Source organism: Actinoplanes sp. CA-131856 (genome assembly GCF_050956135.1).
Lineage (GTDB): Bacteria > Actinomycetota > Actinomycetes > Mycobacteriales > Micromonosporaceae > Actinoplanes.
On the sequence record NZ_CP191849.1, the window covers coordinates 10714346 to 10740170 of the forward strand.

The following is a 25825-nucleotide window of genomic DNA, read 5'->3' on the forward strand; positions in this document are numbered from 1 at the left end:
GGCCGGGACGGGCCGGACGCTGCGGGCGACCCACCAGAGCCGCCCGCAGAAGGCGAGCCAGCAGGCCCACCCACGGAGGGCGACCCACCAGAGCCACCCCCAGAAGGCGAGCCGACAGAGCCACCCGCGGACGGCGAGCCGAAAGCGCCACCCGCAGAGGGCGAGCCGGCAAGGCCATCCGCGGACGGCGAGCCGGCGGAGCCACCTGCGGAGGATGAGCCAACGGAACCGCCCATATAGGGCGAACCAGCAGTGGACGAGCTCACAGAGCCGGCGAACGAAGGGAAGCCAAGCGGGCCGCCCGCCGGAAATGTCCGCTGGACCGTAGAGCCGTCGGGCCGCACAGAGGCCGACGCGCCGGCGGAAAGGCCGGAGGAGGCGGACGCGCCGGCGGAAAGGCCGGAGGAGGCGGACGCGCCGGCGGAAGGGCCGGCGGAGGCGGACGGTACCGAAGGCGCCGGCCAAGGCCCGGAAAAAACCATGGCGCCGGTCGTTGCCTGCTGGAAGCCGTACGTCACCCCGAAAGCCGCCATCACCACCGCCGCCACCACGCCGAGGCGCGCTCGCACCGCTGCCGCTCCCGTGCGCTGGCGTGGAATCAGCGCTGGGGTGGCCGCCGCTCGCGTTCTCACGTCGGCCAAGCCCGCCTCGCAGTCGAACGACAAGCCGGCCAGCGCCTCCGCCTCCGCCCGGGAGAAGAGCGCGCGCTCCTCCGGCGTCAGCACCTCATCGGCCATGATCCATCTCCTTCTGACGGGCCAACAAGGGCCGCAGGGTCTCGCGGGCTTTCTGCAGCTGTGACCGGACGGTCGAGGGGTTGCGGCCGAGCAGCGCGGCGATCTCCCCGATCCGCAAGCCGTCGTAGAGCAGCGACATCACCTCGCGCGACGGGCCGTCCAGCACGCGCAGCACGTCGAGCGCCTCCGTTCCGCCGTACGCGTCGTCCTCGGCCACCCGCACGAGCGGCGCCATCCTGGTCAGGCCCGTCCGCTGTCGTACGGCATGACGGGCCCGATCCACCCGGATCCTCTTCGCCGTGGTCAGCACGTACGCCTTGAGGGCCGGCCCCGACGACCGGTCCAGTTCGGACCACTGCCGGTACAGCCGCAGCATCGCCTCCTGGGCGACGTCACCGGCGTCCTGCTCGCCCAGGCCCTCCACCCTCATCCGGACGAAGAGCCACCGGAAGTTCTCCCGATAGAACGTGTCGAAGGTCGTCACGGCGCGTCATCCGAGGAAGACCGCCAGGTGATACGGAGGTCGAAGTGGCGGATGCGCAGGCCGGGCAGTTCCGCCACCATCCAGTTGATGACCTGTGCGACCAGCGCACCGACCAACGGATCGATGATGTCCAACTGTTCCCCCTTTACCGTTTATATACGGTTATGGGAGAAACGCTGGACGCGGCGAAAGTGTCTCCACAGGTTGTTCACAACCTCAGCGCCCGGCCCGCACAGGTGATCAATAGGCTCACCGCCGTCGGCCGGTGGGTCACGGGGGCGCACCGGCCGCCACGACGAGGAAAGGTGGGGAGCCGTGGAAACGGAGCGACGGGTCCTGGTCGTCGAGGACGAGAAGACGATCGCCGAGGCGGTCGCGGCGCGGCTGCGGGCCGAGGGCTTCACGGTCGAGGTGGCCGGCGACGGTCCTTCGGCGGTGGAGGCCGCGCGGCGTACGCCACCGGACGCCATCGTGCTCGACGTCATGCTGCCGGGCTTCGACGGCCTCGAGGTGTGCCGCCGCATCCAGGCCGAGCGCCCGGTGCCGATCCTCATGCTGACCGCCCGCGACGACGAGACCGACCTGCTGGTGGGTCTCGCCGTCGGCGCCGACGACTACATGGTCAAGCCGTTCTCCATGCGCGAGCTCTCGGCCCGGGTGCACGCGCTGCTGCGCCGGGCCACGAAGACGGCGCCCGAGAAGCCGGCGCCGCTCCGGTTCGGTGATCTCGAGATCAACCAGGCCGAGCGGCGGGTGACCCGGGCCGGCGTCGAGGCCCACCTGACGCCGACCGAGTTCGACCTGCTGGTGCACCTGGCCGCACACCCGCGCACGGTCCTTCCGCGCGAGCGCCTGCTCGCCGACGTCTGGGGGTGGGCCGACGCCTCCGGCACGAGAACGGTCGACAGCCACATCAAGGGCCTGCGCCGCAAGCTCGGCTCCGACCTCATCCGTACGGTCCACGGGGTGGGCTACGCGCTCGAGGTCGAGCGGTGAAAATCAAACTGCCGCGACCGCTCGACCCGGTGCGGTCGATCAAGATGAAGATCATCATGGTGCTGTTCGCCGGTGGCTTCAGCGGTCTGGTCTGGTTCTACCTGTGGCTGGGCTGGTTCCCGATCTGGACCGGCGTCACGGCCACGGTCATCGGCGTGACCATCGTGCAGTTCCTGGCCCGGGGCATGACGTCGCCGCTGCGCGAGATGACATCGGCGGTCCGGGCCATGGCGCAGGGCGACTACGGCCGCCGGGTGCGGGCCACCTCGGCCGACGAGGTGGGCGAGCTGGCCGCCGCCTTCAACCAGATGGCGGCCGACCTGGGCGCGGCCGATCGGCAGCGGCGTGAGCTGATCGCGAATGTCTCGCATGAGCTGCGTACGCCCATCACGGCCCTCCAGGGCCTGCTGGAGAACATCGTCGACGGGGTGGCCGAGGCCGATCCGGCGATGATGCGGACCGCCCTGGCCCAGACCGAGCGGCTCGGCCGCCTGGTCACCGAGCTGCTCGACCTGTCCCGGGTCGACGCCGGGGTGACACCGCTGGCCAGCCATCCGATCGACGTGCCGGCCTTCCTGCACGACGTAGTGCGCGAGGCCGAGGTCAACGCGGCCGGGGCCGGGCGCGACGTGCTCTTCAAGGTCACGTCGCCCGCGATCGTCGTGCCGGGCGATCGGCAGCGGCTGCACCAGGTGTTCGCCAACCTGGTCGACAACGCGGCCCGGCACAGCCCGCCCGGCGGCACGGTCGAGGTGCGCGCCGAGCGCCGCGGCGAACACCTGCTCGTCTCGGTCGCCGACGAGGGCGAGGGCATCCCGCCCGGCGAGCGCGACCGGGTCTTCGAGCGGTTCACCCGCGGCGAGCGGCCGGCCGGCGGCGGCACCGGCCTCGGCCTGGCCATCGCCCGCTGGGTGGTGCAGATGCACCACGGCACGATCGCCGTGGTCGACCCCGAGCGCGGCCGCCCCGGCTGCCACATCCAGGTGACGTTGCCACTTTGAGCAAGACCTCACATAGCCCGCTTGGCTGACCAGGCGGGCCGGTCGATGCTGCCCTCACGGAGGTAGAGCCATGTCCCTCACCACGAACCCGCCGCACTGGAAGACACGGCCTCTTCACAGACCTTGGCCGTCCGCCGCGCCCTGGTGGCGCCAATGGCCCGGCCCGGGCCTGCCGGCGAGCGGCGCCACGGCCGGCGCCGTCGTGGCCGCCGCCGGCGTGGTGGCGTTCAGCCTCCCGTTGGGCCCACCCGGCGTGGGCTGGCTGGTCAGCGCGCTGGCGGCGGTGGCAGCCCTGGTCGTGGCCCGGCTCGCACCGGCCCGGCTGCCATCGCTCCCACCGGCCCGACCGCCGGCCACCGTCGAGAACGCCACCGACTCCGACGCGTCGACGAAAAGCACGCCGGGGAAAGACACGCCGGGGAGAGACACGCGCGGGCGAATCGCGCCCGAACGACTCGCCTGGTCGATCGCCACCGTCGCCCTGCTCGCGGTCAGCACCCTGCGCGCGGCCGGCTGGCTCTTCGCCCTCTGCCTGGTGACGGCAACGTTGACCGCCGCCCTCGCGCTGGCCGGCGGCCGTTCGATGCGCAGCATCTTCGCCGGCTACACCATGTCGTTCGTCGCGCCCTTCCGTGCCCTGTCCTGGCTGCGAAAGGGGCTCAGCCGGGGCGCCAGCATGCGCGTCGCCGCCACCGCCATCGTCTCGATCGTGCTGCTCGTGGCCTTCGGCGCGCTCCTGGCCTCGGCCGACCTCTACTTCTCGCAGGCGATCGACGCGGTCATGCCCGACCTCAACGGCGCCTCGATCTTCCGCTGGGTCTTCATCGGCGGGCTGGCCACCATGATCGTCGGCGGGGCCGCCTTCCTGACGAGCGCTCCACCCAACCTGTCGAGTTTGGACACCACCGAGGGCCGCAAGGTGCGCCGTTGGGAGTGGGCGATCCCGCTGTTCCTGCTCACGATGCTGTTCGGCGCCTTCGTCGGCGTGCAGGCCGTGGTGCTGTTCGGCGGCAACTTCGTGGTCGCCGAATACGCGAACGCCGCCCGCACCGGCTTCTTCCAGCTCAGTGCGGTCACCGCCCTGACCCTCGTGGTGTTGGCCGGCGCCGCCCGCTGGGCACCTCGGGACAAGCCCGCCGACCGCCTTCTCATCCGCGTCATCCTGGGCGCGCTGACCACGCTCACGCTGGTCATCGCGGCCACCGCCCTGAACCGGATGACCATCTACACCGCCGAGTACGGCCTGACCCGCCTGCGCCTGCTGGTCTTCTGCTGCGAGCTCTGGGTCATCTTCACCCTGCTCCTGGTGCTGCTCGCCGGCGTACGGATAAAAGCTCCCTGGTTGCCCCGAGTGGCCATCGCGGCCGGAGTGCTCGCCCTGCTCGGCCTGGCCGCGGCCAACCCGGACGCGATGATCGCCGAGCGCAACCTGCATCCGGCCCACGGACGGGAGATCGACCTGGTCTATCTCCAGAACCTCTCGCCCGACGCCGTGCCGGCCCTGATCGACATGCCGGGCGACCGCCGGAACTGCGTCATCGCCCACATCGACATCCAGAGCGGTGATTGGCGCAGCTGGAACTGGGGCCGGGAGCGGGCACAGCAGTTGATCGACCCGAATGCCCGTTGCGGGTCTTGACATCCTGTCCGGGGCGGACAGACTCCCGGCATGGCCCCCGATGACGAGACCCCCAGGCGTACGAGGGTCGTGCTCGGGGAAGTCGCGGCCCGCAGCCGCCCGGCCGACCTGACCCGCACCGACCTCGCGGAACAGACACCGGTGGGTGAGGCCCTGGTCAAGGGCCTCATGCGCGCCCAGCTGGCGCTCGCGCTGCGGCTTGCGCTGGTCGTGGTGATCGCGCTCGGCGCACTGCCGCTGCTGTTCGTGGCCGCGCCCGGCGTCGCCGGGTTCAAGATCTTCGGCGTCTATCTGCCGTGGCTGCTGCTCGGCGTGGCCGCGTTCCCGTTCCTGCTGGTGGTGGGCTGGGCCTACGTGCGCTGGGCCGAACGCAACGAGCAGGACTTCATCGCCGTGATCCGCAGGCCCGAGCGGTGAACCCGTACGTCGTGCCCGGCCTGGTGGTCGTGGTGCTGGTGACCGTGGGCATCGGCGTCTACGGTCTGCGGTTCGCCCGTACGACCTCGGATTTCCTGGTCGCCTCGCGCTCGGTGAGCCCGGCCTGGAACGCGGCCGCGATCAGCGGCGAATATCTGTCGGCGGCGTCCTTCCTGGGCGTCGCCGGCCTGGTGCTGCGCTACGGCGTCGACGTGCTCTGGTATCCGGTGGGCTTCGCCGCGGGCTATCTGGCCCTGCTGCTCTTCGTGGCCGCGCCGCTGCGACGCTCGGGCGCGTTCACCCTGCCCGACTTCTGCCAGGTGCGGCTCGGCTCGCTGACCCTGCGCCGGCTGGCCAGCGTCTTCGTCGTCTTCATCGGCTGCCTCTACCTGGTGCCGCAGTTGCAGGGCGCCGGGCTCACCTTCACCACGGTCACGGGCGGCTCGTACATCTGGGGCGCCCTGCTGGTCGGCGTGGTGGTGACCGCGAACGTGGCGCTCGGCGGCATGCGGGCGATCACCTTCGTGCAGGCCTTCCAGTACTGGCTGAAGCTGACCGCGCTCGCCGTCCCGGTGATCTTCCTGGTGCTGCAATGGCAGTCGGACGGTCGTCCCGAGGTCACTCCCACGGTCTTTCCGGCCGCGACCACGGTCGTCGTCGAGCAGGACGCGGTGATCGACGGCCAAGCCGTACAAAAAGGACAGGAACTTACGTATCAGAAGGGCGAAGAGGTTCCGGTCGTCAGCACCGTGGACAGCCAGTTCGACGCCGACTGGCTCCTGCCCGGCGACGACGGCACCCTCTTCGCCACGTACTCCCTGATCCTGGCCACCTTCCTCGGCACCATGGGCCTGCCCCACGTGCTCGTGCGCTTCTACACGAACCCCGACGGCGCCTCGGCCCGTCGCACCACCCTGGTCGTGCTGGGTCTCGTGGGGCTCTTCTATTTATTGCCGACGTTGTACGGCGTTCTCGGGCGCATCTACACACCACAGCTGCTCATGACGGGCCGTACCGACGCGGTCGTGCTCCTGTTACCCGAGGCCGCGCTCGGCGGCGGTCACCTCGGCCGGCTACTGGCCGCGCTGGTCACCGCGGGCGCGCTCGCCGCCTTTCTCTCCACCTCCTCCGGCCTGCTGACCAGCGTGGCCGGCGTGGTCTTCACCGACGTGCTGCACGCCGGCCGGGGCGGCTCGGTCCGTGACTTCCGCCTGGCCACGGTGCTGGCCGCGGTCGTGCCCATCATGCTGTCGATCTACGCCTCCAACATGGACGTCTCACGCGTGGTGGGCCTGGCCTTCGCGGTCGCGGCGTCGAGCTTCTGCCCGCTGCTGGTGCTCGGCATCTGGTGGCGGCGGCTGACCGACGTGGGCGCGATCGCCGGCATCCTGATCGGCGGCGGCGCCTCGATGGCGGCCGTCCTGATCACCGTGCTCGGGCCACCGCTGGACGGATGGTTCGCCGAGTTCATCGGTGAGCCCGCCGCGTGGACCGTTCCGCTGGCCTTCTTCGTCATGGTCACCGGCTCGTTGCTGACCGGCCGCCGGGTGCCGCCCGATGTCGGGGCGACCATGCTCCGCCTGCACGCGCCGGAGTCGTTGCGGGTGTCATGACCTGCTACTTTCGAAAACATGACCGTGCCGGCGCAGCGTTCGGGTGAGGAACCACCAGCGGCCATGTCGCTCCGCGGTCTAGTCAAGAGCTTCGATACGAAGCTGGCCGTCTCGGCCGTCAGCCTCGACGTGCCGGCCGGCTCGTTCTACGGCCTGCTCGGCCCCAACGGCGCCGGCAAGACCACGACCCTCTCGATGGCCGTCGGTCTCCTCCGGCCCGACGCCGGTCAGGCTTTCCTTCTGGGGTACGACGTGTGGGCCGACCCGGCCGCGGCGAAGGCCCGGCTCGGTGTCCTCCCGGATGGCGTACGCCTTTTCGACCGGCTCACCGGGGCCGAGCTCCTGGCCTATCACGGCCTGCTCCGCGGGATGGACGCCGCGACCGTCGACCAGCGGGCCCGCGAGCTGCTCGACGTGCTTGAGCTCGGCACCGCCAACAAGACGATGGTGGTCGACTACTCGGCCGGCATGCGCAAGAAGATCGGCCTGGCCTGCGCGCTGCTGCACGCGCCGCGGCTGCTGGTGCTCGACGAGCCGTTCGAGGCGGTCGACCCGGTCTCGGCCGCGCGGATCAGGGACATCCTCCAGCGGTACGTGGCCGGCGGCGGCACGGTGATCTTCTCGAGCCACGTCATGGAGGTGGTCGAGCGGCTCTGCTCGCACGTCGCCATCCTCTCCGACGGCGTGCTGCGGATGCACGGCACGCTCGGCGCCGTGCGCGGCGACCGTTCCCTGGAGGAGGTCTTCGTCCAGGTCGTCGGCGCCCGCGTGGCCACCGGCTCGGAGCTGGCGTGGCTCTGACCTCGGTGTCGTCCCGATCCCCACTGCCGTTCGTCCGGCTCAAGCTGCGGCTCATCGCCAACGGGCTGCGCGGCCGGCCCGGGCGCATCGCCCTGTTCGTGACCGGCCTGCTGTTCTCCGGCCTCTTCGCGGTCGCCGGCTACGCGATCTTCGCGGTGCCCGGTGTCCTCGGCGACGAGCAGGCGGCGGCCACGCTGCTGCCGCTCGGCGGGGCGGCGCTGGTGCTGGGCTGGGTGGTGCTGCCCCTGGTCTTCTTCGGCGTGGACGAGTCGCTCGACCCGGCCCGCTTCGCGCTCTTCCCGCTGCGCCGCCGCACGCTGATCACCGGCCTGTTCGCCGCCGCGCTGGTCGGGCTGCCGGCGGTGGCCACCTTGGTCGCCACGGCCGGGACGGTCAGCACGGCCGCGCAGCTCGGCGGCGCTGCCGCGGCTCTGACCCAGGTGGCCGGGATCATCGCCGGGCTGCTGCTCTGTGTGGCGGTGAGCCGGGCGGTGACCAGCGCGTTCGCCACCGGGCTGCGGTCGCGGCGCTCGCGCGACATGGCGGTGGTCCTGCTCGCCGTGACGGCCGCGCTGCTCGGCCCGTTGCAGCTGGCCGTGCTGGCCGGCCTGGAGCGGGCCGACTGGGCGGCGTTCGGCACGGTGGCCGACATCGCCGGGTGGACGCCGCTCGGCGCACCGTGGTCGATGGGGCTCGACGTCGCGGCGGGGCGGCCCTGGGCCGTACCCCTGAAGCTCCTGATCGTCGTGCTGGCCGTGGCCGGACTGCTGTGGTGGTGGAGCGCGACCCTGGAACGGGCGGTGCTCGGCGCCGCCGGCAGTGGGCGCGGCGGTGGCGCCGTCGAGACGAGATCACCGGTCGACCGGCTGCTGTTCGGCCGGCTGCCCGCCACCCGGTTCGGCGGGCTGGTCGCGCGCGAGGTCCGCTATTGGCTGCGGGAGACCCGGCGGCGGGCCTCGCTGATCACCTTCACCGTGGTCGGCCTGTTCCTGCCGCTCTCGATCTCGATGAGCGGCGGGACGCCGGGGCCCATGACGCTGTTCGTGGGCGCGCTGGCCGCGATCGCGCTGGCCAACCAGTTCGGCTACGAGGGCAGCGCGTACGCGGCGAACATCACCGCGGGCGTGCCCGGCCGCACCGAGATCCACTCCCGGGCCGCGGCGCACGCCCTGTTCACGGTGCCGCTGCTGGTGGTCGTCGCGGTCGTGGTGGCGCTGGTGAGCGGGCGGCCCGAGGCGATCGCCGCGCAGCTCGGCGGCCTGATCGCGGCGTACGGGGTGGGGCTCGGCGTGGTCCTGCCGGTCTCGGTGTTCGCGGCGTACCCGCTGCCCGAGACGACCAGCCCGTTCGCCGTCTCCTCGGGCGGCGGGGTGGCGAAGGGCCTGCTCACGCTGGGCGCGATGGCGGCCACCGTGGTGGTGTCGGCGCCGCTGCTGATCGTCGGGTTCTTCCTCGGCGACATCTGGCTGTGGCTCGGCCTGCCGGTCGGCGCGGCCTACGGCTGCGCGGCCTATCTGATCGGCGCCGGCGTCGCCGGGGACACGTTGGACAGACGCACGCCCGAGGTGCTGGCCGCGGTCACCGCCGGACGGTGAGTCAGCGCCGCTTGACCAGGCCGTCCTGCCGCACGAAGATCACTCGCCGCTCGACCGCCTCGCCGGTCGGCCCGAGCACGTAGCCGTCGATCCAGAGCCAGCCGTTGTAGGTCAGCCGGGGGTCGACACGGATGACCCGCAGGGTGAGTGCCCGCTCGCCCTGGAACTGGACGCTGGCCGCACCGCCCACGTAGATGACCTCGCCGGGCCGCGGCAACGCCTCATCCATTGGCACACGTTACATCCAGGAACTTTTCAGAGAGCGGGGCGAAGACCCTCACGGCGTACGAAGATGCGGCGGCGCTGCAGGGCCGCGCCGGTCGGCCCGAGCACGTATCCCTCGAGCCACAGCCAGCCGTCGTACGTGCTGCGCGTGTCCACCCGGATCAGCCGGAAGGTGAGTGCCCGGGCGCCCTCGAACTGCACACTCGCGTCGGCGCCGACGAGCAGCACCTCTCCCGGGTGCAACTGCACTTGCTGATGCACGGGCGACCTCCTCCCGTAGGAAGATAGTTGTTGATCAATGTTGGCCGATAGGGTCGTGCACCTTCTGTAAGCAAAGCCAGAATGGTCAGCGTGACGATTCACTCGACCGATCCCTTCGCCACCCCGGACGAGGAGAAGTCCGCGGTCCGGCGCCTGCGCGGACGGCTGGCCAGCCCGGTCACCCTCTGGACCACGCCCGGGCCGGCCGGGCTGACCGTCTCGTCGGCGCTGATCGCCGACGGTGAGCCGGGCCGGGTCCTCGGCCTGATCGACGACGAGAGCGACTTCTGGGACGCGGTGGAGAGCAGCGGCCGGTTCGCGGTGATCCCGTTGACCCCGGCCGACCGGCAGGTCGCCGACCGCTTCGCCGGCCTCATGCCCGCGCCCGGCGGCCTCTTCGCCGGCGACGAGTGGATCGGCACCGACTACGGCCCGGTGCCCGCCGGCCACGGCACCTGGGCCGGCTGCCGGCTCGAGTCGTCGCGCGCGTGCGGCTGGGCGCTGCTGGTCGAGGCCGTGATCGAGACGATCACCGTCGATTCCCCGGCCGGCCCGCTGATCCACTATCGAGGGAGATACCGGGAGCTGTGACCCGTTGGGCGCAGTCAGACGGCCACTCGGCGCAGCGGCCGACCGGGCGTCAGTGACCGGCCCGCAATCTCCGTACGTTGCCGGAAAGTCCGCCCCACCCGAAGGTGGTGAAACCCGGTGACTACCGAAGTGCCCTCGACCTCCGCCGAGAGGTACGTGGCCGTCCAGCAGTCCGAGGAGTTCGGAAGGCTGCGCCACATCGTCCGCAGCTTCGTCTTCCCGATGACGGCCGCGTTCTTCCTCTGGTACGCCCTATACGTCCTGCTCTCCGCGTACGCCCGCGGTTTCATGAGCACCAAGATCGTCGGCAACATCAACGTGGCGCTGGTCTTCGGCCTGCTCCAGTTCCTCTCGACGTTCCTCATCGCCTGGTACTACTCGCGCTACGCGGCCCAGAAGATCGACCCGTTGGCCCAGCAGATCTACGACGAGATCGAAAACGGCGGCGACAAGGACAAGGGGAGCGACGCCTGATGGAACCGCACTTCCTCGCCGCCGAGGCCACCGCCTCTTCCTCGCGCGGGCTCACCATCACGCTGTTCCTGGTCTTCGTCGCGATCACCCTGGGCATCACGATCTGGGCCAGCCGGCAGACCAAGACCGCCACCGACTTCTACGCCGGTGGCCGCCAGTTCTCCGGTTTCCAGAACGGCATGGCGATCGGCGGCGACTACATGTCGGCGGCGTCCTTCCTGGGCATCGCCGGCCTGATCGCGCTCTACGGCTACGACGGCTTCCTCTACTCGATCGGCTTCCTGGTCGCCTGGCTGGTGGCGCTGCTGCTGGTCGCCGAATATCTGCGCAACTCGGGCCGGTACACGATGGCCGACGTGCTGGCGTTCCGCATGCGCCAGCGGCCGGTGCGGACCGCGGCCAGCGTCTCCACCATCGTCGTGTCGATCTTCTACCTGATCGCGCAGATGGTCGGCGCCGGCGCGCTCGTCTCGCTCCTGCTGGGCATCAAGCCGGGCGCCACCTTCCTCGGCATGGACGCGGACACGGCCAAGGTCGCCACGATCATCCTGGTCGGCGCCCTGATGATCGTCTACGTCGTGGTCGGCGGCATGAAGGGCACGACGTACGTCCAGATCGTCAAGGCCTTCATGCTGATGACCGGCGCCCTGCTCATGACGATCCTGGTGCTGGCGCACTACAAGTTCAACCTGTCCGAGCTGCTCGGTGACGCCGCCGCGCAGTCGGGCAAGGGCGACGCCTTCCTCGAGCCGGGACTGCGCTACGGCGTCGAGACGGCCAGCGCGTCGGCCACCTTCTACAGCAAGATGGACCTGCTCTCGCTGGGCATCGCGCTGGTGCTCGGCACGGCCGGCCTGCCGCACATCCTGACCCGGTTCTACACCGTGCCGACCAGCCGGATCGCTCGCAAGAGCGTGCTCTGGGCGATCGGCATCATCGGCACCTTCTACCTGTTCACCCTGGCCCTCGGCTTCGGCGCGGCGGCCCTGGTGGGTGGCACGAACATCACCGCGCAGGACAAGGCCGGCAACACCGCCGCGCCGCAGCTGGCCCAGGCGCTCGGCATCGACTACTTCGGTGGTGACACCGGCGGTGCGATCATGCTGGCCGTGATCGCGGCGGTCGCCTTCGCCACGATCCTGGCCGTGGTGGCCGGTCTGACGCTGGCCTCGTCGTCGAGCCTCGCGCACGACTTCTACGCCAACGTCATCAAGCGCGGCCAGGCCTCCGAGCGGGACGAGGTGCGGGTCGCCCGCATCTCGGCCCTGGTCATCGGCGCTGTCGCGATCGCGCTCTCGATCTTCGCGCAGAGCCTGAACGTGGCCTTCCTGGTGGCACTGGCGTTCGCGGTGGCCGCCTCGGCCAACCTGCCGGCGATCCTCTACAGCCTGTTCTGGAAGCGGTTCAACACTTCCGGCGCGATGTGGTCGATCTACGGCGGCCTGATCGTGGCCGTGGGCCTGGTCTTCTTCTCGCCGGTCGTCTCCGGCTCGGCGACGGCCATGTTCCCCGACCACGACTGGCACTTCTTCCCGCTGTCGAACCCGGGCCTCATCTCGATCCCGGCCGGCTTCCTGGCCGGCTGGATCGGCACGGTCATCTCCAAGGAGACCGACGCCGACAAGTACGCCGAGCTCGAGGTCCGGTCGCTGACCGGACACGGCGCGCACTGACCTGGGGAAATATGAAGGGGGGAGAGGAGTCCTCTCCCCCCTTCGTGCCGCGTCGCCCGTTAAGACGAGGCGAACGGGCGCGGGGTCCGTAACCTTGCTTTCATGTCTGCTCCCACCTCTCCGTACGGCAATCAGTCGGGAAGAGCCTCCGTTCCGCCCGCGGGCCGGGCCACGGCACGTCCGTCGCGCCCGTCCGGGCCGGGAGAGGACTGGCCGCCCCGTGGCAGCGGCGGTGGCGGCGGTGGCCGCCCGCCCGCCGGTGGCGGCGGCACCGGCAACTCGTACCGGGGAAACCGGCCGCGGCCGCGCTGGAAGCGCATCGCCCTGCTGGCCGGTCTGGCGCTGCTGATCATCGCGGTCATCGCCGGCATCTCCCTCTACGGATATGCCCGCAACCTCGACCAGGACCTCAAGCGCACCGACGCCTTCTCCGGCATATCGACCGACCGCCCGGCCAAGGCGATCGAGGGCGCGCAGAACATCCTGCTGGTGGGCAGCGACTCCCGTGACCCGGACGCCAAGGACGACGGCGCCGGCAAGTGGCGGGCCGACACGCTGATCCTCATGCACGTCCCCGAGGACCACAAGAGCGCCCAGCTCATCTCGATCCCCCGCGACCTGTGGGTCACCATTCCCAAGAGCAATGACGCCGAGTGCTCCGACGGCAGCCGCGCCAAGATCAATGCGGCGTTCGCCTTCGGTGGCCTGCCCCGCGCCGTGCACACCGTGGAGTGCATGACCGACGTCAAGATCGACCACGTCATGGCGATCGACTTCGGCGGCTTCAAAGAGGTCACCGACGCGCTCGGCGGCGTCGACCTGAAGGTCGAGCAGACCATCACGTCGATCCACAAGCCGCACCGGGTGTTCAAGAAGGGCATGATGCACATGAACGGCGAGCAGGCGCTCGACTGGGTGCGTCAGCGCAAGCAGTTCGCCCGTGGCGACTTCGCCCGCATGCAGCACCAGCAGGAGTTCCTCAAGGCCCTGATGGCGAAGGCGACGAGCTCGGGCACGATCACCAACCCCGGCAAGCTCAACTCGTTCCTCAAGGCGGTCACGGCCGCCGTCACCGTCGACAACGACTTCTCGCTGACCGACATGGCCTCCGAGCTGCGCGGCGTCCGCGGCGACAACCTCACCTTCATCACCAGCCCCAACAAGGGCGCCGACACCATCGCCGGGCAGTCCGTGGTGGTCTCCGACCGGGAGAAGGCGCTGGGGCTCTACAAGGCGGTCGCGTCCGACCAGATGACCGAGTGGATGTCGGCCAACCTGAAGAAGGGGTCGACCGCCACCACCGGTGGCTGACCCCCGTACGCTTAATGCCGTGTTCGGACCACAAGTTCCCAGCGTGACCGCCGTCGAGGTCGAGGACGGCGCCTACCTGCTCGATGTTCGCGAGCCCGACGAGTGGGCGGCGGGCCACGCGCCCGGCGCCCACCACGTCCCGATGATGGAGATCCCGGCCCGGGTGGCCGAGGTGCCGACCGACGTCGAGGTCGTGGTGGTGTGCCGTTCCGGCGGCCGCTCCGGCCAGGTCGTGTCGTACCTCATGGGCAACGGCTGGGACAACGTGCGCAACCTCGACGGCGGCATGAAGTCCTGGAAGGCTTCCGGCCGCGAGGTTGTCAGTGAGAACGGTCAGCCACCCAGCGTCCTGTGACAGACGATTACCGTCCTCTGGTCTTCGCGCACCGTGGCGGCGGTGACGCGCTGCCCGAGCACACCCTCGGGGCCTATCTGCAGGCGCTGAAGGACGGTGTGGACGGGCTCGAGTGCGACGTCCGGCTCACCCGCGACGGCCACCTGGTCTGCGTGCACGACCGGCGGCTCGGCCGCACCAGCAACGGCCGCGGTCTGGTCAGCACCAAGACCCTGGCCCAGCTCGACTCGCTCGACTTCGGCTCGTGGCATCCGGGCTATCCGGTGGACGAGGAGCCGCTGCCCGATCTGACCCGGCTGCTCACCCTCGACCGGCTGCTGGAAGCGGTGCGTGACAGCGGCCGGCAGGTGCGGCTACTCATCGAGACCAAGCATCCGTCACGCTACGGCGCCGAGGTCGAGCGGCGGCTCGTGCAGATGCTGCGCCGGCACGGGCTGGCCGACCAGCGTCCCGACGACCCCGTCCGGGTGACGGTGATGTCGTTCGCGGCCCTGGCCCTGCGCCGGGTCCGGGCCCAGGCGCCGACCATTCCCACGGTCTACCTGGTCGAGCTGCTGCCGCCGGGCGTGGGGGTGTCCCGGGGCCGGCTGCCGTTCGGCGCGCGCATCGCCGGGCCGGGTGTCGGCCTCGTGCGGGCTCGCCCGGGTCTGATTCCCGCGATCCGGGCCGCCGGCCATCAGGCGTACGTCTGGACGGTCAACGATAAGTCCGACCTCGACCTGGTGCTGGAGCAGCGGGTGGACGGCGTGATCACCGACCGGCCGCGCTTCGTTCTCGACCGCCTCGCCGAAATGTGACGTACGCCACTTCGCAGCCCTGCCCAAAGACAGGGAAGCGAGGCACACTCGCAAGCATGCCGGACCGCCCCGACTACAGCGCGCTGACGCGAGGTCAGATCGCCCTCCTCGACCGGATCAACGCCGGCGAGACGGGGCTGCCCACGCTGCACCAGGTCGTCCGGCTGGCCCAGGAGGCGCTGGGCGGCCTCGGCGCCGGCTTCGCGGAGTACGCGCCCGACCACGGCCGCATCATCGCGGCCACCGGCGCCTGCGCCCCCGCCATCGGACGCCGGGTCGACCGGGCCGACTCGCGCCTGCGCGGCGGCCGCACGCTGCTCATCCCGCTCGACTCGCTGAACGACGAGTTCGCCAAGCACGTCGAGGGCGGCGACGTGCGCCGCATGCTGGGCGCCCGCTGCGAGGTGGGCGACGCGATCGTCGGCTCCCTGCATGTCTATTTCGGCGACGGTGACGGCTTCGGCGACGGCGACGGCGACGGCGACGGCGACGGCGAGCCCGGTCCGGAGCACCACGCCGTGCTCGAACTGCTCGCCGCGCACGTGGGGCGGCTCTACGCGGCCCGCGCGGGCCTGCCGGTGCACAGCGCCACCCGCCAGGACGCCCGCGACCTCTGGGTCGCCGTCACCAGCCACGAGCTGCGCACGCCGGTCACGGTGATCAAGGGGTACGCCGACACGCTGACCAACCACTGGGAGTCGCTCGGCGAGGACGGCCGCCAGGAGGCGGTGCGGATCATCGGCACCCGCGCCGGCGAGCTGGCCCGCCTGGTCGACCGCCTGCTCTCGGCGGCCAGCGACGACGGCGAGATCGGCGGCTCGCCGGCCGGGCCGTTCGACCTGCCCGAGACGCTGCGGGGCGCGGTCGAGGAGCTGCCGGCCGACCTGCGCCGGCGCATGCTGATCGGCAATCTTCCGGCGGAGCTCCCGAAGGCGTACGGGGAAAGAGATTCGATCGCGACGATCCTGACCGAGCTGACCACGAACGCCGACAAATACTCGCCGGCCGACTCCCTGATCGAGCTCTGCGCCGGCGCGGACGAGGAGACGCTGCGCTTCCGGGTCTCCGACCGGGGCGCCGGCATCAAGCCCGAGCATGTCGAGCGGGCCTTCGAGCGCTACTGGCAGGCCGAGTCCGGCGACCGGCAACACCACCCGGGCGCCGGCCTGGGGCTTTACCTCGTGCGCCGGCTCGTCGAGCGCCAGCACGGCTGGGTGTCGCTGCGCCCGCGCGAGGGCGGCGGCACCACGGCCGAGGTCCGTCTCCCGCGAGCCTGAAAAGACACGGGGCCCTTCACCGCCTAGGCTGTGTCGCCGTGAGCAAGCGTCGCAATCAACGCCAGTCAGCACCGAAACGCGAGAAGGTGCGGGACATCTTCGTCGCCCGGCCGTTCGAGGGCATGGCCGACGAGCCGGAGTGGATCGCGCTTCGTGAGCTCGTCCCGGCCGCGTCGGCGCCGCTGACCCTCAAGCCCGAGATCATCGAGGAGTACGGGGACCGCCCAATTACTCTCTCGACGGTGCTCCCGATGGCCTGGCCGGCGATGACGCGCCAGGACGGCCGGGTCTTCATCGGCTTGCAGCGGCACGTCCAGTCCGGTGACGTCTCCCGCGACCTCGCGGTGGCGATCCTCAGCGCGCTGCGCACCGAGCCCGGCGACACGGTGTCGGTGCCGGCCCTGCCCGGCGAGGGCCCGCGCCTGCAGGACGTGCTGGTCGACGGTCCTCTCGACATCACCATGCACGACGGCTTCGAGTACTGGCTCGACGCCGAGCAGGCCGAGGACCCGAACGTGAAGGCGTCCCTCGAACGGGCGAACGCCTCCATCTATCCGACCGTGCGCCTGCAGAGCGCCCACGCGGCGTACTGGTGCCGGGTCGCCCCCGACAAGGGTCACGTCCGCTGGGTGCTGCCCGAGGCGGAGGACAAGGCGCTCGACGCGCTGGCCCGCCTGTCGGCCTCGGGCGACCTGCTGCTGGGCGAGAACACGAAGTTCGCCGGCATGTTCCGGGCCCACGGCCTGCTCGTGCCCGTCTGGGACATCCCGGGCGAGGCCGAGGGCGCCGACTGGGAGGCCCCGCTGGCCGACTTCGCCAAGCGCTACGCCGACATCCTGGCCGAGACGGGCCCGCTGGACGCCGACGCCCGCCGTGCCAAGCAGGGACTCATCGGCCGCCAACTGACGCTCCGTTGATGGCCTCGCTCCGCTCGGCGGGCATTGCGCCCCAAGAGGCCGGTGTCGAGGGCGCCAAAAACGCCCTCGGCTGCGCCTAGCCGTTTTTGGGGCCCTCGACACCGACGGGCGCAATGCGACTTTGGTTGCGTTAGCGGGAAGGACTCGGGTCAGTGCTGGACGAGCGGTTCACCTCTCCGGAGCTGGACCGCTCTGTCTGGGTTCCGTGGTATTTGCCGCATTGGAGCTCCCGGGCGCAGTCGGCGGCGACCTACGAAGTGGGCGGCGGGGAGCTCCGTCTGAGCATTCCCCCCGACCAGCCGCTGTGGGCCGAGGGCGTGCACGAGACGCCGCTGCGCGTGTCCGGCATCCAGAGTGCCAACTACTCCGGGCCGGTCGGCAGCACGATCGGCGGCCAGCCCTTCCGCGACGGGCTTCAGGTCCGCGAGGAGCAGGGTGAGTTCTGGGGCTGCACTCCGCTGTACGGCGACATCGAGATCACGATGCGAGGCGTCATCACGCCGCGGTCGATGGTCGCGTTCTGGCTCTCTGGCATCGAGACCGCGCCCGAGCTGTCCGCCGAGATCTGCGTGATGGAGGTCTTCGGCACCGCCCCGCATGAGATCGGCATGGGCCTGCATCGTTTCCGCGACCCCCACCTGATCGAAGAGTGGGGAACTGTCACACATTCCTTGGACATTTCCGACTTCCATTCGTACGGCGTGAGGTGGCGCCGGGAGTCGCTGGCCTTCACGATCGACGGCGAGGTCGTCAGGCGCGTGGAACAGGCTCCGCAATACCCGATGCAGCTCCAGATCGCCGTCTTCGACTTCCCCGACCGGGCCGACCTGGTGGACGGGCCGGTCCCGGCGCCGGAGCTGATCGTCTCCCGCGTCACCTGCTCTTAGCCGCTCCCGCTGCCGCTCCCGCTGCCGCTGCCGCTCTCAGCCGAGGGGCTCTCTTTCGATCGGGCAGCTCATGCAGCGCGGGCCGCCTCGGCCACTGCCCAGCTCGCTGCCGCTGATCCGCACGACCTCGATGCCGGCCCGCTCCAACTGGGCGTTGGTTTCGACATTTCGCTCATAAGCCACGCAGAGCCGAGGCCCGATGGCAAGCGTGTTGTTGCCGTCGTCCCACTGCTCACGCTCGGCGGTGACCGGGTCCAGACCGGTATCTATTATCCTCAACCGGTCGATTCCCATGGCCTCGGCCGCGGCCTCGAGGAACGGCCTCGGACCCCGGGCCCGCGGCTCACCGTCGGCGTCCGCCTTCACGGTGTAGGCCTGCAGGGTGTCGGCGATGTTCGGGTACATGACCACGGCGTCGACGTCGACCATCGTGCAGACCGTGTCGAGGTGCATGGTGGCCCGTTCCTGGGCGATCGGCACGGCCAGGATGGTGTGCGCGAGCCCGGCCGCGAAGACCCTGCGGGCCAGCCGCTCGGCGCCGGCCGGGGTGGTGCGCTCGCCGACGCCGATGGCGAGCACGTTCGGCGCCAGCAGCAGCACGTCACCGCCCTCGAGATGTTCCAGCCCGGGGTCGTAGAGCAGCTCGGCGCCGGCGAAGCGCGGGTGATAACGGTAGATGGCCTGGGTCAGTGTCGTCTCCCGGTTGCGGGCCGGCATGGCGAGACTGGTGACCGCCACCCGGTCACGCACCCAGACCGAGGAGTCGCGCGTGAACAGCAGGTTGGGCAGCGGGTCGATCACGAAGTCGTGGCGGTCCATGAGCTCGTAGACCAGCCCGCCCGGCCCCGGTTTCAGCTCCTCGTGGGCCAGCCCGGCCATGAGCACGTCGGCCAGGCGCCGCGGGTCCTGATCGGCCAGGTAGCGCCCCACGCTGTCGCGCAGGGTGTCGCCGAGCCGGCGGTCGGCCAGCACCCCGGCGGTCAGCTCCTCGCGGGCCTCGGCGATGGCGAGCGTCTCGGCCAGCAGGTCACCGAGGTAGAGCACCTCGACACCGCGCTCGCGCAGGGCCGCCGCGAAGGCGTCGTGCTCCTCCTGCGCCCGCCCGACCCAGGGGATCGCATCGAACAGCAGCGAATCGTTGTTTCGGGGGGTCAATCGGGCCAGCTCGGGTCCCGGCCGGTGCAGGAGCACCGTACGGAGCCTGCCAACCTCGCTGTCGACGTAGTGCGCCACAGCCCGACCGTACTCCCCAGTCGATCTCCCAGCACTCCTCGCGGTTGTTCGATGACGTTCGGTCTAGATCATGAGACACCTGTGCATGAACCCGGCTCTCCGACTAACTTTGTCCGAGAACCAGTCGAACAGGGGAACGGGCGCCAAGATGCACCATCCGCAAGAAGTCGCGATGCGTGAATGCGGCATTCATCCCCACTCACTCCCCTTTCTTTCCGCCCTGGTGTCTTGCTTCCGTAGGGGGTCGAGCACTTACGGTAGTGAAAAGAGAGCCCGAAGGACCTTTTGCCGGAGGTCGAAGTGACTGTCTTCCCTGCACGCCCTGCTCTGCCCGCGAAGCCGACCAGCCTCATCGACCGCCCTCTCGCGCAGCCCGCGGCGCTGGAGGCCCCGAACCGCCCGTCGCCCACCGAGTACTTCAAGCGCCGCCGCTCCGAGCGCGACGCCCGTCGTCTCGAGGCCGCGGGTAACCGAGCTCTCACCCGCCTGGACCGCCTCGGTCCGGCGTGGCACATCGTCGACTGGCCGCGCACCGACGCCCTGGGCCACTACGAGCCCGACCCGGCCGACGACCGTGCCGGATTCCTGGCGATCGGCCCCGGCGGGGTCTACGCGGTGACCGTCGCCGACCACGGCCGCGCCCGCGTGCTCATCGCCGGTGACGTGGTCCAGATCAACGGCAAGCGCCCGGCGTACGTGGCCGAGGCCCGCCGCGAGGCCCGCCGCGCGAGCAAGGCCCTTTCCGCCGCGGTCGGCCTGAGCGTGCCCGTCACTCCCGTGCTCACCTTCGTCGGATCGGGCGTGATCAGCGTTCACGGCCTCCCCAAGGAGGTGCTGGTCTCCACCGACAAGGAGCTCGACCGCCTGCTGATCGCCGGTGGCGCCCGCATCTCGCCGGCCACCGCGGGCAAGCTCTCGGCCGTGGCCAACCACCCGGCCACCTGGGCCAACGCTCCGTACCGGCCGGCCGGCGACTATCGCTGGCACGCCGACGGACAAACGGCCGCTGACAAGCGTCCGGCACGCCGGTAACGTTCCTTGCGGTTGAATGTCGACGGCTTCATCGCCGCGGCGAGCGCCCGGGTGACCGGTCGCGGCCGCGGCGCCGCCGTTGATCCGCAGGAGCGAGGAGGACCGGGTGGCGCACGTCGAACTCTCACTTTCCGGAGCGTTCGTCCCCCAGGCGCGCACACCGTCCGAGGCCGAGTTCGTCCCCAGTCTCGAGAGGTGGACGGCGACCGTCGCGGCCGCCGCCGAGCCGTGCCTGATCATCGACAACTCCACGACCATCCAGGCCCTCTCGGCCTCGGCCGCGGAGCTGCTCGGGCTGGGCAAGCCGCCGGAGGTGATCGGCAAACCGCTGGGCGGGGTGCTGCACCTGATCGACTTCACGGCCGGCGCGGGCGAGCTCGAGGAGTCCGACGCCGACAAGATCCCGCCGTTGCTCGCTGTCCGCAGCGAGCGCCTGGCCCGGGGTCTGCTCCGCGTCGTGCCGAGCCCGGGCGAGCCGCCGCTGACGGTGGACGCGATCGCCACGCCACTGTTCGACGGTGAGCGCGTGGCCGGGTCGCTGACCTTCTTCTCCCCGGTGCGCTATTAGCCGCTGTGGTGTTTACCGCACCACTCGGGCATGTGCAGAAATGACCTCGAAACGTAGTCTGCGTTCATGCTCGATCTCGACCTGCTACCAGGGGAGTACGCGGTGTGCCGCCTTCCGGCCGGCTCACCGATTCCTGCTTCGCTGAACGAGGGGCCGGACGAGAAGAGCGTGATCTCGCTGAGCTGGGCGCCGGAGGAGCTGTCGATCATCTGCCCCAGCGACCGGGTGCCGGACGGGGCCACGGCCGACACCGCCTGGCGCTGCCTGCGCGTGGTGGGGCCGCTCGACCTCGCCCTCACCGGCGTCCTGGCCTCGCTCATCGGCCCGCTGGCCGACGCCCGCGTCAACATTGTGACGTTCTCCACCTATACCACCGATTACCTGCTGGTTCCGGCGGTCCGCCTCACCGAGGCCATGGACACTCTGCACGCCGCCGGTCATCGCATTGCGTCCTGATCGATCGGGCTTAGCATGTCCGGGTGTTCCCCCGCACACGGGTAATTCCCCTGATCATCTTGGGGCCGGCGCTCCTCGCGGCCTGCGGTGAGCCACCGCAGCCGCAGCCGACCTCACCGACGTACGCGACCGCGAGCGCCGCGCCCGTCCCGCTGGACCCGTCGCTGGCCCTGCCCGCACCGGCGACCCAGCCCGTGAACCCGCCCCCGACGACCTTCCCGACCGCCTACCCCACGATCACGATCCCGCCGGCCACCATCCCCCCGGCCACCTTCGCGACGACGACGTCACCCACGACCGCGCCGACCGAGAAATCGCCGACCCCGACGCCCTCGCACGCCCCGAAGTGCACGACGGCGCCGACCGGCGCGGAGATCGTGGCCCTCGCCAAGAAGGAGGAGGGCATGGCCAACATGGCGCTGGTGGTGCAGGACGGACCGCGCTGCTCGGGCACGTGGTCGTACACGGCTCTCGGTCTCAAAGGTGTGGAAGAGGACCCCTTCCTGGTGGTCGCCACCGGCTCGGGCGCGACCCTCACCCGGGTGGCGGCCGGCTCGGAAGTCTGCATCGACCCGGTGCAGAACAGCGCGCCGCCCGGCATCCGCGTGCTCGCCTGCGGCTTCTGACGCCCTAGACTTCCGGTCATGCCCGGAACGCCGCCCACGCGCTTCGTCTACCTCGGCCCGGAGGGCACCTTCACCGAGGCCGCCCTGCGCACCATCCCCGCGGCCGAGCGTGGGCTGCGCAGCCCCGCCCGCAGCGTGCCCGAGGCGCTCGAGGCGGTCCGCGCCGGTGACGCCGACGCCGCGCTGGTGCCGTTGGAGAATTCGGTCGGCGGCGCCATCCCGGTCACCCTCGACGAGCTCGTCACCGGCGCCCCGCTGGTGATCACGCGCGAGGTCGTGCTGCCGGTCGAGTTCGTGCTGGCCGCGCGGCAGCTCACGCCGCTGGGCGGGCTCCGGACGATCGCCGCCCACCCGCAGGCGTCGGCCCAGTGCCGCAACTGGCTGCGGGCCAACGCGCCCGACGCGGTGATCGTCGACGTCCTCTCCAACGCGGCCGCCGCGATCAGCGCGGCCGCCGGCGAGCACGACGCCGCGCTCTGCGCCCCGATCGGCGTCGCCCGCAACGACCTGACCGTGCTGGCCGACAAGGTGGCCGACCACCAGGACGCGGTGACCCGGTTCGCGCTGCTCACCCGCCCCGGCCGCCCGGCCGAGCCGACCGGCGACGACGTCACGTCGCTGGCCGTCTCGATCCGGCGCGACCAGGTCGGCGCCCTGCTGGCAGTGCTCACCGAGCTGGCCGTGCGCGGCATCAACCTGTCCCGCATCGAGTCCCGCCCGACCGGCGAGCAGCTGGGCACGTACGTCTTCTTCCTCGACTGCACCGGCCACGTGGCCGAGCCCCAGCTGGGCGAGGCCCTCCAGGGCCTGCGCCGCATCTGCGCCGACGTCCGCTTCCTAGGCAGCTACCCCCGCCACCGCCTGATCCCCGAGCCCCCGGTCGCCGCCCCCCGCGGCCTGGCCAAGACCGACTTCGCCGACTCCGCGGCCTGGCTGGCAAAGCTCCGCTCGGGCGATTGCACTTAGTAAGCGCAACCAAAGTCGCACTCCGCCCACAGCTGCTGCGCATCTCGCCCTAACCGCAACCAAAGTCGCACTTCACCCACAGCTGCTGCGCATCTCGCCCTAACCGCCACCAAAGTCGCACTTCGCCCGCAGCTTTCTCCGCATCTCGCCCTAACCGCCACCAAAGTCGCACTTCGCCCACAGCTGCTGCGCATCTCGCCCTAACCGCCACCAAAGTCGCACTCCGCCCACAGCTTTCTCCGCATCTCGCTCTAACCGCAACCAAAGTCGCACTTCGCCCGCAAATGAGATGAGCCCGGTTTTCCGACGCCGCGGGGTGTGCGGCGTTGGAAAACCGGGCTCATCTCATTTGCCTCTCAGGGCGAAGTGCCCGCCGAGCGAAGCGAGGCCAGCCAGCTCAGCCAGCCAGCTCAACCAGCCAGCTGAGCCAGCTCAATCAAACAGGTTGCCCAAGATGCCGCCGCCGCCCTGCTGGTTGCCTCCGCCCAAGCCGGCGAAGCCGCCAGGGGGCTCCTCCGACGGCTGGACCACCACAAAGCCCTGACCTGCGAAGCTCATCGTGAAACGCTCGCCCGTGCTGCGGCCCAGCAGCGTGCCGAGGCCGAGCTGGTCGGCTCGGTGATATCCGGTCTGCAGGCTCGCCGACCAGCAGATCGCGGCCTGCGGGTCGACATAGGTGGGCTGGTCGACGGTGAGCACCACCGGCGTGCCGTGCGTCGTCACGGCGATCCGGCCCTGGCCGGTGAAGACACAGTTGAACAGGCCGGCGTTCGACATCATGCCGGCGCCGCTGACCATCTTGATGTCGTATTTCAGGGACGACTCGAAGGCCAGCACGTTCGCGCCGTTGATCGACAGCGCGTCGCCCGGTTCGAGGTCGATGAGATGGATGTCGGCCGCCCGCTCGGCCAGGAACACGTCGCCGTGCCCTTTCACCCGCATGAGCGGCACGCCCTCGCCCGTCATCTTCTGCTTGAGGAACTTGCCGATGCCGCCGGAGCCGAGCGCCTCGAAGTGGACCTGCCCCTGATAGGCCACCATCGAGCCGACCCGCGCCATGAACTCGCCGTTCAGCTCGGCCTTGAGCAGCTTGGAGTTCTGCAGCCGCAGCCCGGGCTGGGCCGACTCGACCTCGAGGTTCTCCGCCGAGAAAAGCTCACTGCGCATGAAGGTCCTCCTGTTGTGGCTCCTTGAGCCCAGGGTAAGAGGGCGCGTCTAACCCCAGCCGAGCTCGTGCAGGCGGTGGTCGTCGATGCCGAAGTGGTGGGCGATCTCGTGCACCACGGTGATCGCGACCTCGTCGATCACGTCGGTCTCGGAGTCGCAGATCTTCAGCGTGGGCAGGCGGAAGATGGTGATCCGGTCGGGCAGCACGCCGGCGTAGTCCCAGCCGCGGTCGGTGAGCGCCGTGCCCTCGTAGAGGCCGAGCAGGTCGTCGGTGCCGTCCGGGGGCAGGTCCTCGACCATGATCACGACGTTGTTCATCATGCGCATCAACTCGGGCGGCACCTCGTCGAGGGCCTCACCGACAAGTTCCTCGAAGCGTTCGGCGCTCATCTCGACCGGCACGCCACCTATTGTGCCCGGGGCGCCCGATCTGTCGTACGGACCAAGCGCCCCGGTGTTAGAACATCAGGCCAGCTTGGCGCTGAGGGTGATCTCGGCGCCGGGCGAGAGCAGCCGGGAGATCGGGCAGCCCTCCTTGGCGGCGACGGCGATCTTCTGGAAGGCCGCGTCGTCGATGCCGGGGACGTCGCCCACGGTCTCGAGGTCGATGCGGGTGACGCTGAAGCCGGCGTCGGTCTTGTCCATGTGCACCTTGGCCACGGTCTCGACCGAGTTGGGCGTGAAGCCCTCGTCGGAGAGGGCCTTGGAGAACGCCATCGAGAAGCAGCCGGAGTGCGCGGCCCCGATGAGCTCCTCCGGGTTCGTCCCCTCGCCCTCCTCGAAGCGCGACTTGAACGAGTAGTTCCCCTGGATGCCACCCTTGCCGGTCTTGATCGTGCCGGAACCCTCGGTGAGGTTCCCCTGCCAGCGGGCGGTTGCGGTACGAATAGGCATATCCAGAACGCTAGTCCATCGTTCGGCCGCTGGCCGGGGGACCTGCGCACCCGTCATCATGGTTCACATGCCCGCGCAGCAACAGCCGATCGACCTCGGCGTCGCCCCGGCCGAGTCGGTGGTCGAGTTCGGCCCGGAGCCGCCCTCCCGTCAGCGGCGGTGGCAGTCCGGGTTTTCCTTCCGTGACCTGGCGAGCGACCGGCGGGTGGTCCCGTTGCTCGCGGCCCTGGCCGGCGTCGCCGCCCTCGCCTCGCTCTTCTCGGAGTGGCAGGTCACCACCGTCGACGCCGAGGTGCTCAGCGGTGACGTGGGCCAGCGCGCGGTCGCGGCCCGCCTCGGCGACCTGGGCGCGCTCGGCACCGGTTATGTGATCGGCCTCTTCCTCGTGGTCCCGGCCGTGGTGCTGACCATGTTCGGCCCCCACGCCGGCCGCCGCTATTCCCGGCTGGCCGGTCTCAGCGTCGCCGGCACGGCGTTCGGCCTGCTCATCGCGCTCGCGGCCGAGCTGGGTGACAGCAGCGGCGCGATCGACCGGGTCTACGAGATCGCGCTCGACGACGACCAGATCTCTCTGACCTACGGGCGGGGCCTCTGGTGCGCTCTCGTGGCCATGGCGCTGATCCTGGCCGCCCTCTATCTGGCCGGGCGCTACCTCGGACAGCCGGACAAGGTGGACGACGACGAGAAGCCCGCCTCGGTCGAGCCTTGGACGTGGCGCCGCCCTGTCGAGGCCGAGGAAAAACAGCCGGACGCTCCACTCGACCTGACTGTCGCACCGGCCAAGCCGTTCACGTCCTACGGGGACGGCATATCCGGATGAAGATCGGGCCCG

31 protein-coding genes are annotated in these 25825 nt (G+C 70.5%); 23 read left to right on the forward strand and 8 right to left on the reverse strand.

The genetic code is table 11. The features are described 5' to 3' along the window. Positions 1-252 precede the first annotated feature (252 nt). Positions 253-801, forward strand: coding sequence for a hypothetical protein (locus tag ACQP2X_RS49290; RefSeq protein WP_498693360.1), 549 nt, complete (start codon positions 253-255; stop codon positions 799-801). Here the strand turns inward: ACQP2X_RS49290 and ACQP2X_RS49295 are convergent. Next, positions 727-1221: an RNA polymerase sigma factor gene (locus tag ACQP2X_RS49295; RefSeq protein ID WP_498693362.1), complete on the reverse strand. Its 495-nt coding sequence runs from the start codon at positions 1219-1221 to the stop codon at positions 727-729. The genes ACQP2X_RS49290 and ACQP2X_RS49295 overlap by 75 nt on opposite strands. Further along, positions 1218-1355, reverse strand: coding sequence for a hypothetical protein (locus ACQP2X_RS49300; RefSeq protein ID WP_498693363.1), 138 nt, complete (start codon positions 1353-1355; stop codon positions 1218-1220). The genes ACQP2X_RS49295 and ACQP2X_RS49300 overlap by 4 nt, the downstream gene beginning before the upstream one ends. Positions 1356-1536: 181 nt before the next feature. On the opposite strand from ACQP2X_RS49300, the gene ACQP2X_RS49305 reads away from it, so the two are divergent. The 7 genes from ACQP2X_RS49305 to ACQP2X_RS49335 all read left to right on the forward strand — a co-directional run bounded on the left by ACQP2X_RS49305 (position 1537) and on the right by ACQP2X_RS49335 (position 9283). Next, positions 1537-2217 carry a response regulator transcription factor gene (locus ACQP2X_RS49305; protein WP_498693364.1) on the forward strand — a complete coding sequence of 227 codons (681 nt, stop codon included), beginning with the start codon at positions 1537-1539 and terminating at the stop codon, positions 2215-2217. Next, positions 2214-3218, forward strand: a complete 1005-nt coding sequence (locus ACQP2X_RS49310; RefSeq protein ID WP_498693365.1) for a HAMP domain-containing sensor histidine kinase — start codon at positions 2214-2216, stop codon at positions 3216-3218. Before ACQP2X_RS49305 ends, ACQP2X_RS49310 begins: the two co-directional genes overlap by 4 nt. Before the next feature lie 70 nt (positions 3219-3288). Next, on the forward strand, positions 3289-4857 hold the full coding sequence (locus tag ACQP2X_RS49315) for a DUF4153 domain-containing protein (RefSeq protein ID WP_498693366.1): 1569 nt from the start codon (positions 3289-3291) through the stop codon (positions 4855-4857). A 30-nt stretch (positions 4858-4887) separates the two neighbouring features. Then, complete coding sequence (locus tag ACQP2X_RS49320) at positions 4888-5274, forward strand: DUF485 domain-containing protein (RefSeq protein ID WP_498693367.1); 387 nt, start codon at positions 4888-4890, stop codon at positions 5272-5274. Continuing rightward, on the forward strand, positions 5271-6887 hold the full coding sequence (locus tag ACQP2X_RS49325) for a sodium/solute symporter (RefSeq protein WP_498693369.1): 1617 nt from the start codon (positions 5271-5273) through the stop codon (positions 6885-6887). Before ACQP2X_RS49320 ends, ACQP2X_RS49325 begins: the two co-directional genes overlap by 4 nt. An 18-nt stretch (positions 6888-6905) precedes the next feature. Continuing rightward, complete coding sequence (locus ACQP2X_RS49330) at positions 6906-7688, forward strand: ABC transporter ATP-binding protein (protein ID WP_498693370.1); 783 nt, start codon at positions 6906-6908, stop codon at positions 7686-7688. Further along, on the forward strand, positions 7679-9283 hold the full coding sequence (locus ACQP2X_RS49335; RefSeq protein WP_498693371.1) for an ABC transporter permease: 1605 nt from the start codon (positions 7679-7681) through the stop codon (positions 9281-9283). The genes ACQP2X_RS49330 and ACQP2X_RS49335 overlap by 10 nt, the downstream gene beginning before the upstream one ends. Position 9284: 1 nt before the next feature. On the opposite strand, the gene ACQP2X_RS49340 is transcribed toward ACQP2X_RS49335, so the two are convergent. Together ACQP2X_RS49340 and ACQP2X_RS49345 are read right to left on the reverse strand one after the other, a co-directional pair. Next, entirely contained in the window at positions 9285-9512 is a 228-nt protein-coding gene (locus tag ACQP2X_RS49340; RefSeq protein ID WP_498693372.1) for a hypothetical protein, read from the reverse strand. A gap of 26 nt (positions 9513-9538) precedes the next feature. Next, a complete protein-coding gene (locus ACQP2X_RS49345; protein WP_498693374.1) occupies positions 9539-9769 on the reverse strand; it encodes a hypothetical protein in 231 nt (76 codons plus the stop codon). Between the two features lie 90 nt (positions 9770-9859). Between ACQP2X_RS49345 and ACQP2X_RS49350 the strand changes: the two genes are divergently transcribed. The 9 genes from ACQP2X_RS49350 to ACQP2X_RS49390 all read left to right on the forward strand — a co-directional run bounded on the left by ACQP2X_RS49350 (position 9860) and on the right by ACQP2X_RS49390 (position 18051). Then, a complete protein-coding gene (locus ACQP2X_RS49350; RefSeq protein WP_498693375.1) occupies positions 9860-10360 on the forward strand; it encodes a flavin reductase family protein in 501 nt (166 codons plus the stop codon). A gap of 117 nt (positions 10361-10477) precedes the next feature. Further along, on the forward strand, positions 10478-10834 hold the full coding sequence (locus tag ACQP2X_RS49355; RefSeq protein ID WP_498693377.1) for a DUF485 domain-containing protein: 357 nt from the start codon (positions 10478-10480) through the stop codon (positions 10832-10834). Further along, positions 10834-12507: a monocarboxylic acid transporter gene (locus ACQP2X_RS49360; protein WP_498693378.1), complete on the forward strand. Its 1674-nt coding sequence runs from the start codon at positions 10834-10836 to the stop codon at positions 12505-12507. The genes ACQP2X_RS49355 and ACQP2X_RS49360 overlap by 1 nt, the downstream gene beginning before the upstream one ends. A 102-nt stretch (positions 12508-12609) precedes the next feature. Beyond that, positions 12610-13818 (forward strand): LCP family protein, encoded by a 1209-nt coding sequence (locus tag ACQP2X_RS49365; protein WP_498693379.1) that lies wholly within the window; start codon positions 12610-12612, stop codon positions 13816-13818. Between the two features lie 19 nt (positions 13819-13837). After that, positions 13838-14173, forward strand: coding sequence for a rhodanese-like domain-containing protein (locus ACQP2X_RS49370; protein ID WP_498693381.1), 336 nt, complete (start codon positions 13838-13840; stop codon positions 14171-14173). After that, complete coding sequence (locus tag ACQP2X_RS49375; RefSeq protein ID WP_498693382.1) at positions 14170-14970, forward strand: glycerophosphodiester phosphodiesterase; 801 nt, start codon at positions 14170-14172, stop codon at positions 14968-14970. Before ACQP2X_RS49370 ends, ACQP2X_RS49375 begins: the two co-directional genes overlap by 4 nt. Positions 14971-15026: 56 nt before the next feature. Beyond that, positions 15027-16247, forward strand: a complete 1221-nt coding sequence (locus ACQP2X_RS49380; RefSeq protein ID WP_498693383.1) for a sensor histidine kinase — start codon at positions 15027-15029, stop codon at positions 16245-16247. Between the two features lie 38 nt (positions 16248-16285). Then, positions 16286-17164 (forward strand): DUF5926 family protein, encoded by an 879-nt coding sequence (locus ACQP2X_RS49385; RefSeq protein WP_498693384.1) that lies wholly within the window; start codon positions 16286-16288, stop codon positions 17162-17164. A 152-nt stretch (positions 17165-17316) separates the two neighbouring features. Next, positions 17317-18051, forward strand: a complete 735-nt coding sequence (locus ACQP2X_RS49390; RefSeq protein WP_498693386.1) for a glycoside hydrolase family 16 protein — start codon at positions 17317-17319, stop codon at positions 18049-18051. Positions 18052-18087: 36 nt separating this feature from the next. On the opposite strand, the gene ACQP2X_RS49395 is transcribed toward ACQP2X_RS49390, so the two are convergent. Then, a complete protein-coding gene (locus tag ACQP2X_RS49395) occupies positions 18088-19284 on the reverse strand; it encodes an arginine deiminase (protein WP_498693387.1) in 1197 nt (398 codons plus the stop codon). A 300-nt stretch (positions 19285-19584) separates the two neighbouring features. On the opposite strand from ACQP2X_RS49395, the gene ACQP2X_RS49400 reads away from it, so the two are divergent. From ACQP2X_RS49400 to pheA, 5 genes are all read left to right on the forward strand, one after another. Continuing rightward, positions 19585-20316, forward strand: a complete 732-nt coding sequence (locus ACQP2X_RS49400; protein WP_097325493.1) for a hypothetical protein — start codon at positions 19585-19587, stop codon at positions 20314-20316. A gap of 106 nt (positions 20317-20422) precedes the next feature. Then, positions 20423-20884, forward strand: coding sequence for a PAS domain-containing protein (locus ACQP2X_RS49405; RefSeq protein ID WP_498693389.1), 462 nt, complete (start codon positions 20423-20425; stop codon positions 20882-20884). Between the two features lie 66 nt (positions 20885-20950). Beyond that, positions 20951-21340 carry an ACT domain-containing protein gene (locus ACQP2X_RS49410; RefSeq protein WP_498656101.1) on the forward strand — a complete coding sequence of 130 codons (390 nt, stop codon included), beginning with the start codon at positions 20951-20953 and terminating at the stop codon, positions 21338-21340. A 23-nt stretch (positions 21341-21363) separates the two neighbouring features. Continuing rightward, on the forward strand, positions 21364-21966 hold the full coding sequence (locus ACQP2X_RS49415) for a hypothetical protein (RefSeq protein WP_498693392.1): 603 nt from the start codon (positions 21364-21366) through the stop codon (positions 21964-21966). Positions 21967-21984: 18 nt separating this feature from the next. After that, a complete protein-coding gene (gene pheA / locus ACQP2X_RS49420) occupies positions 21985-22932 on the forward strand; it encodes a prephenate dehydratase (protein ID WP_498693394.1) in 948 nt (315 codons plus the stop codon). Between the two features lie 432 nt (positions 22933-23364). Here the strand turns inward: pheA and ACQP2X_RS49425 are convergent, their stop codons facing one another. The 3 genes from ACQP2X_RS49425 to ACQP2X_RS49435 form a co-directional block, all read right to left on the reverse strand. Next, positions 23365-24099 (reverse strand): AIM24 family protein, encoded by a 735-nt coding sequence (locus ACQP2X_RS49425; RefSeq protein WP_498693396.1) that lies wholly within the window; start codon positions 24097-24099, stop codon positions 23365-23367. A gap of 48 nt (positions 24100-24147) precedes the next feature. Next, positions 24148-24489, reverse strand: coding sequence for a metallopeptidase family protein (locus tag ACQP2X_RS49430; protein ID WP_498701321.1), 342 nt, complete (start codon positions 24487-24489; stop codon positions 24148-24150). A 75-nt stretch (positions 24490-24564) separates the two neighbouring features. Continuing rightward, complete coding sequence (locus tag ACQP2X_RS49435) at positions 24565-24993, reverse strand: OsmC family protein (RefSeq protein WP_097325388.1); 429 nt, start codon at positions 24991-24993, stop codon at positions 24565-24567. A 67-nt stretch (positions 24994-25060) separates the two neighbouring features. Here ACQP2X_RS49435 and ACQP2X_RS49440 point away from each other — a divergent pair, with 67 nt between their 5' ends. Beyond that, positions 25061-25813, forward strand: a complete 753-nt coding sequence (locus ACQP2X_RS49440) for a hypothetical protein (protein WP_498693398.1) — start codon at positions 25061-25063, stop codon at positions 25811-25813. Positions 25814-25825 lie beyond the last annotated feature (12 nt).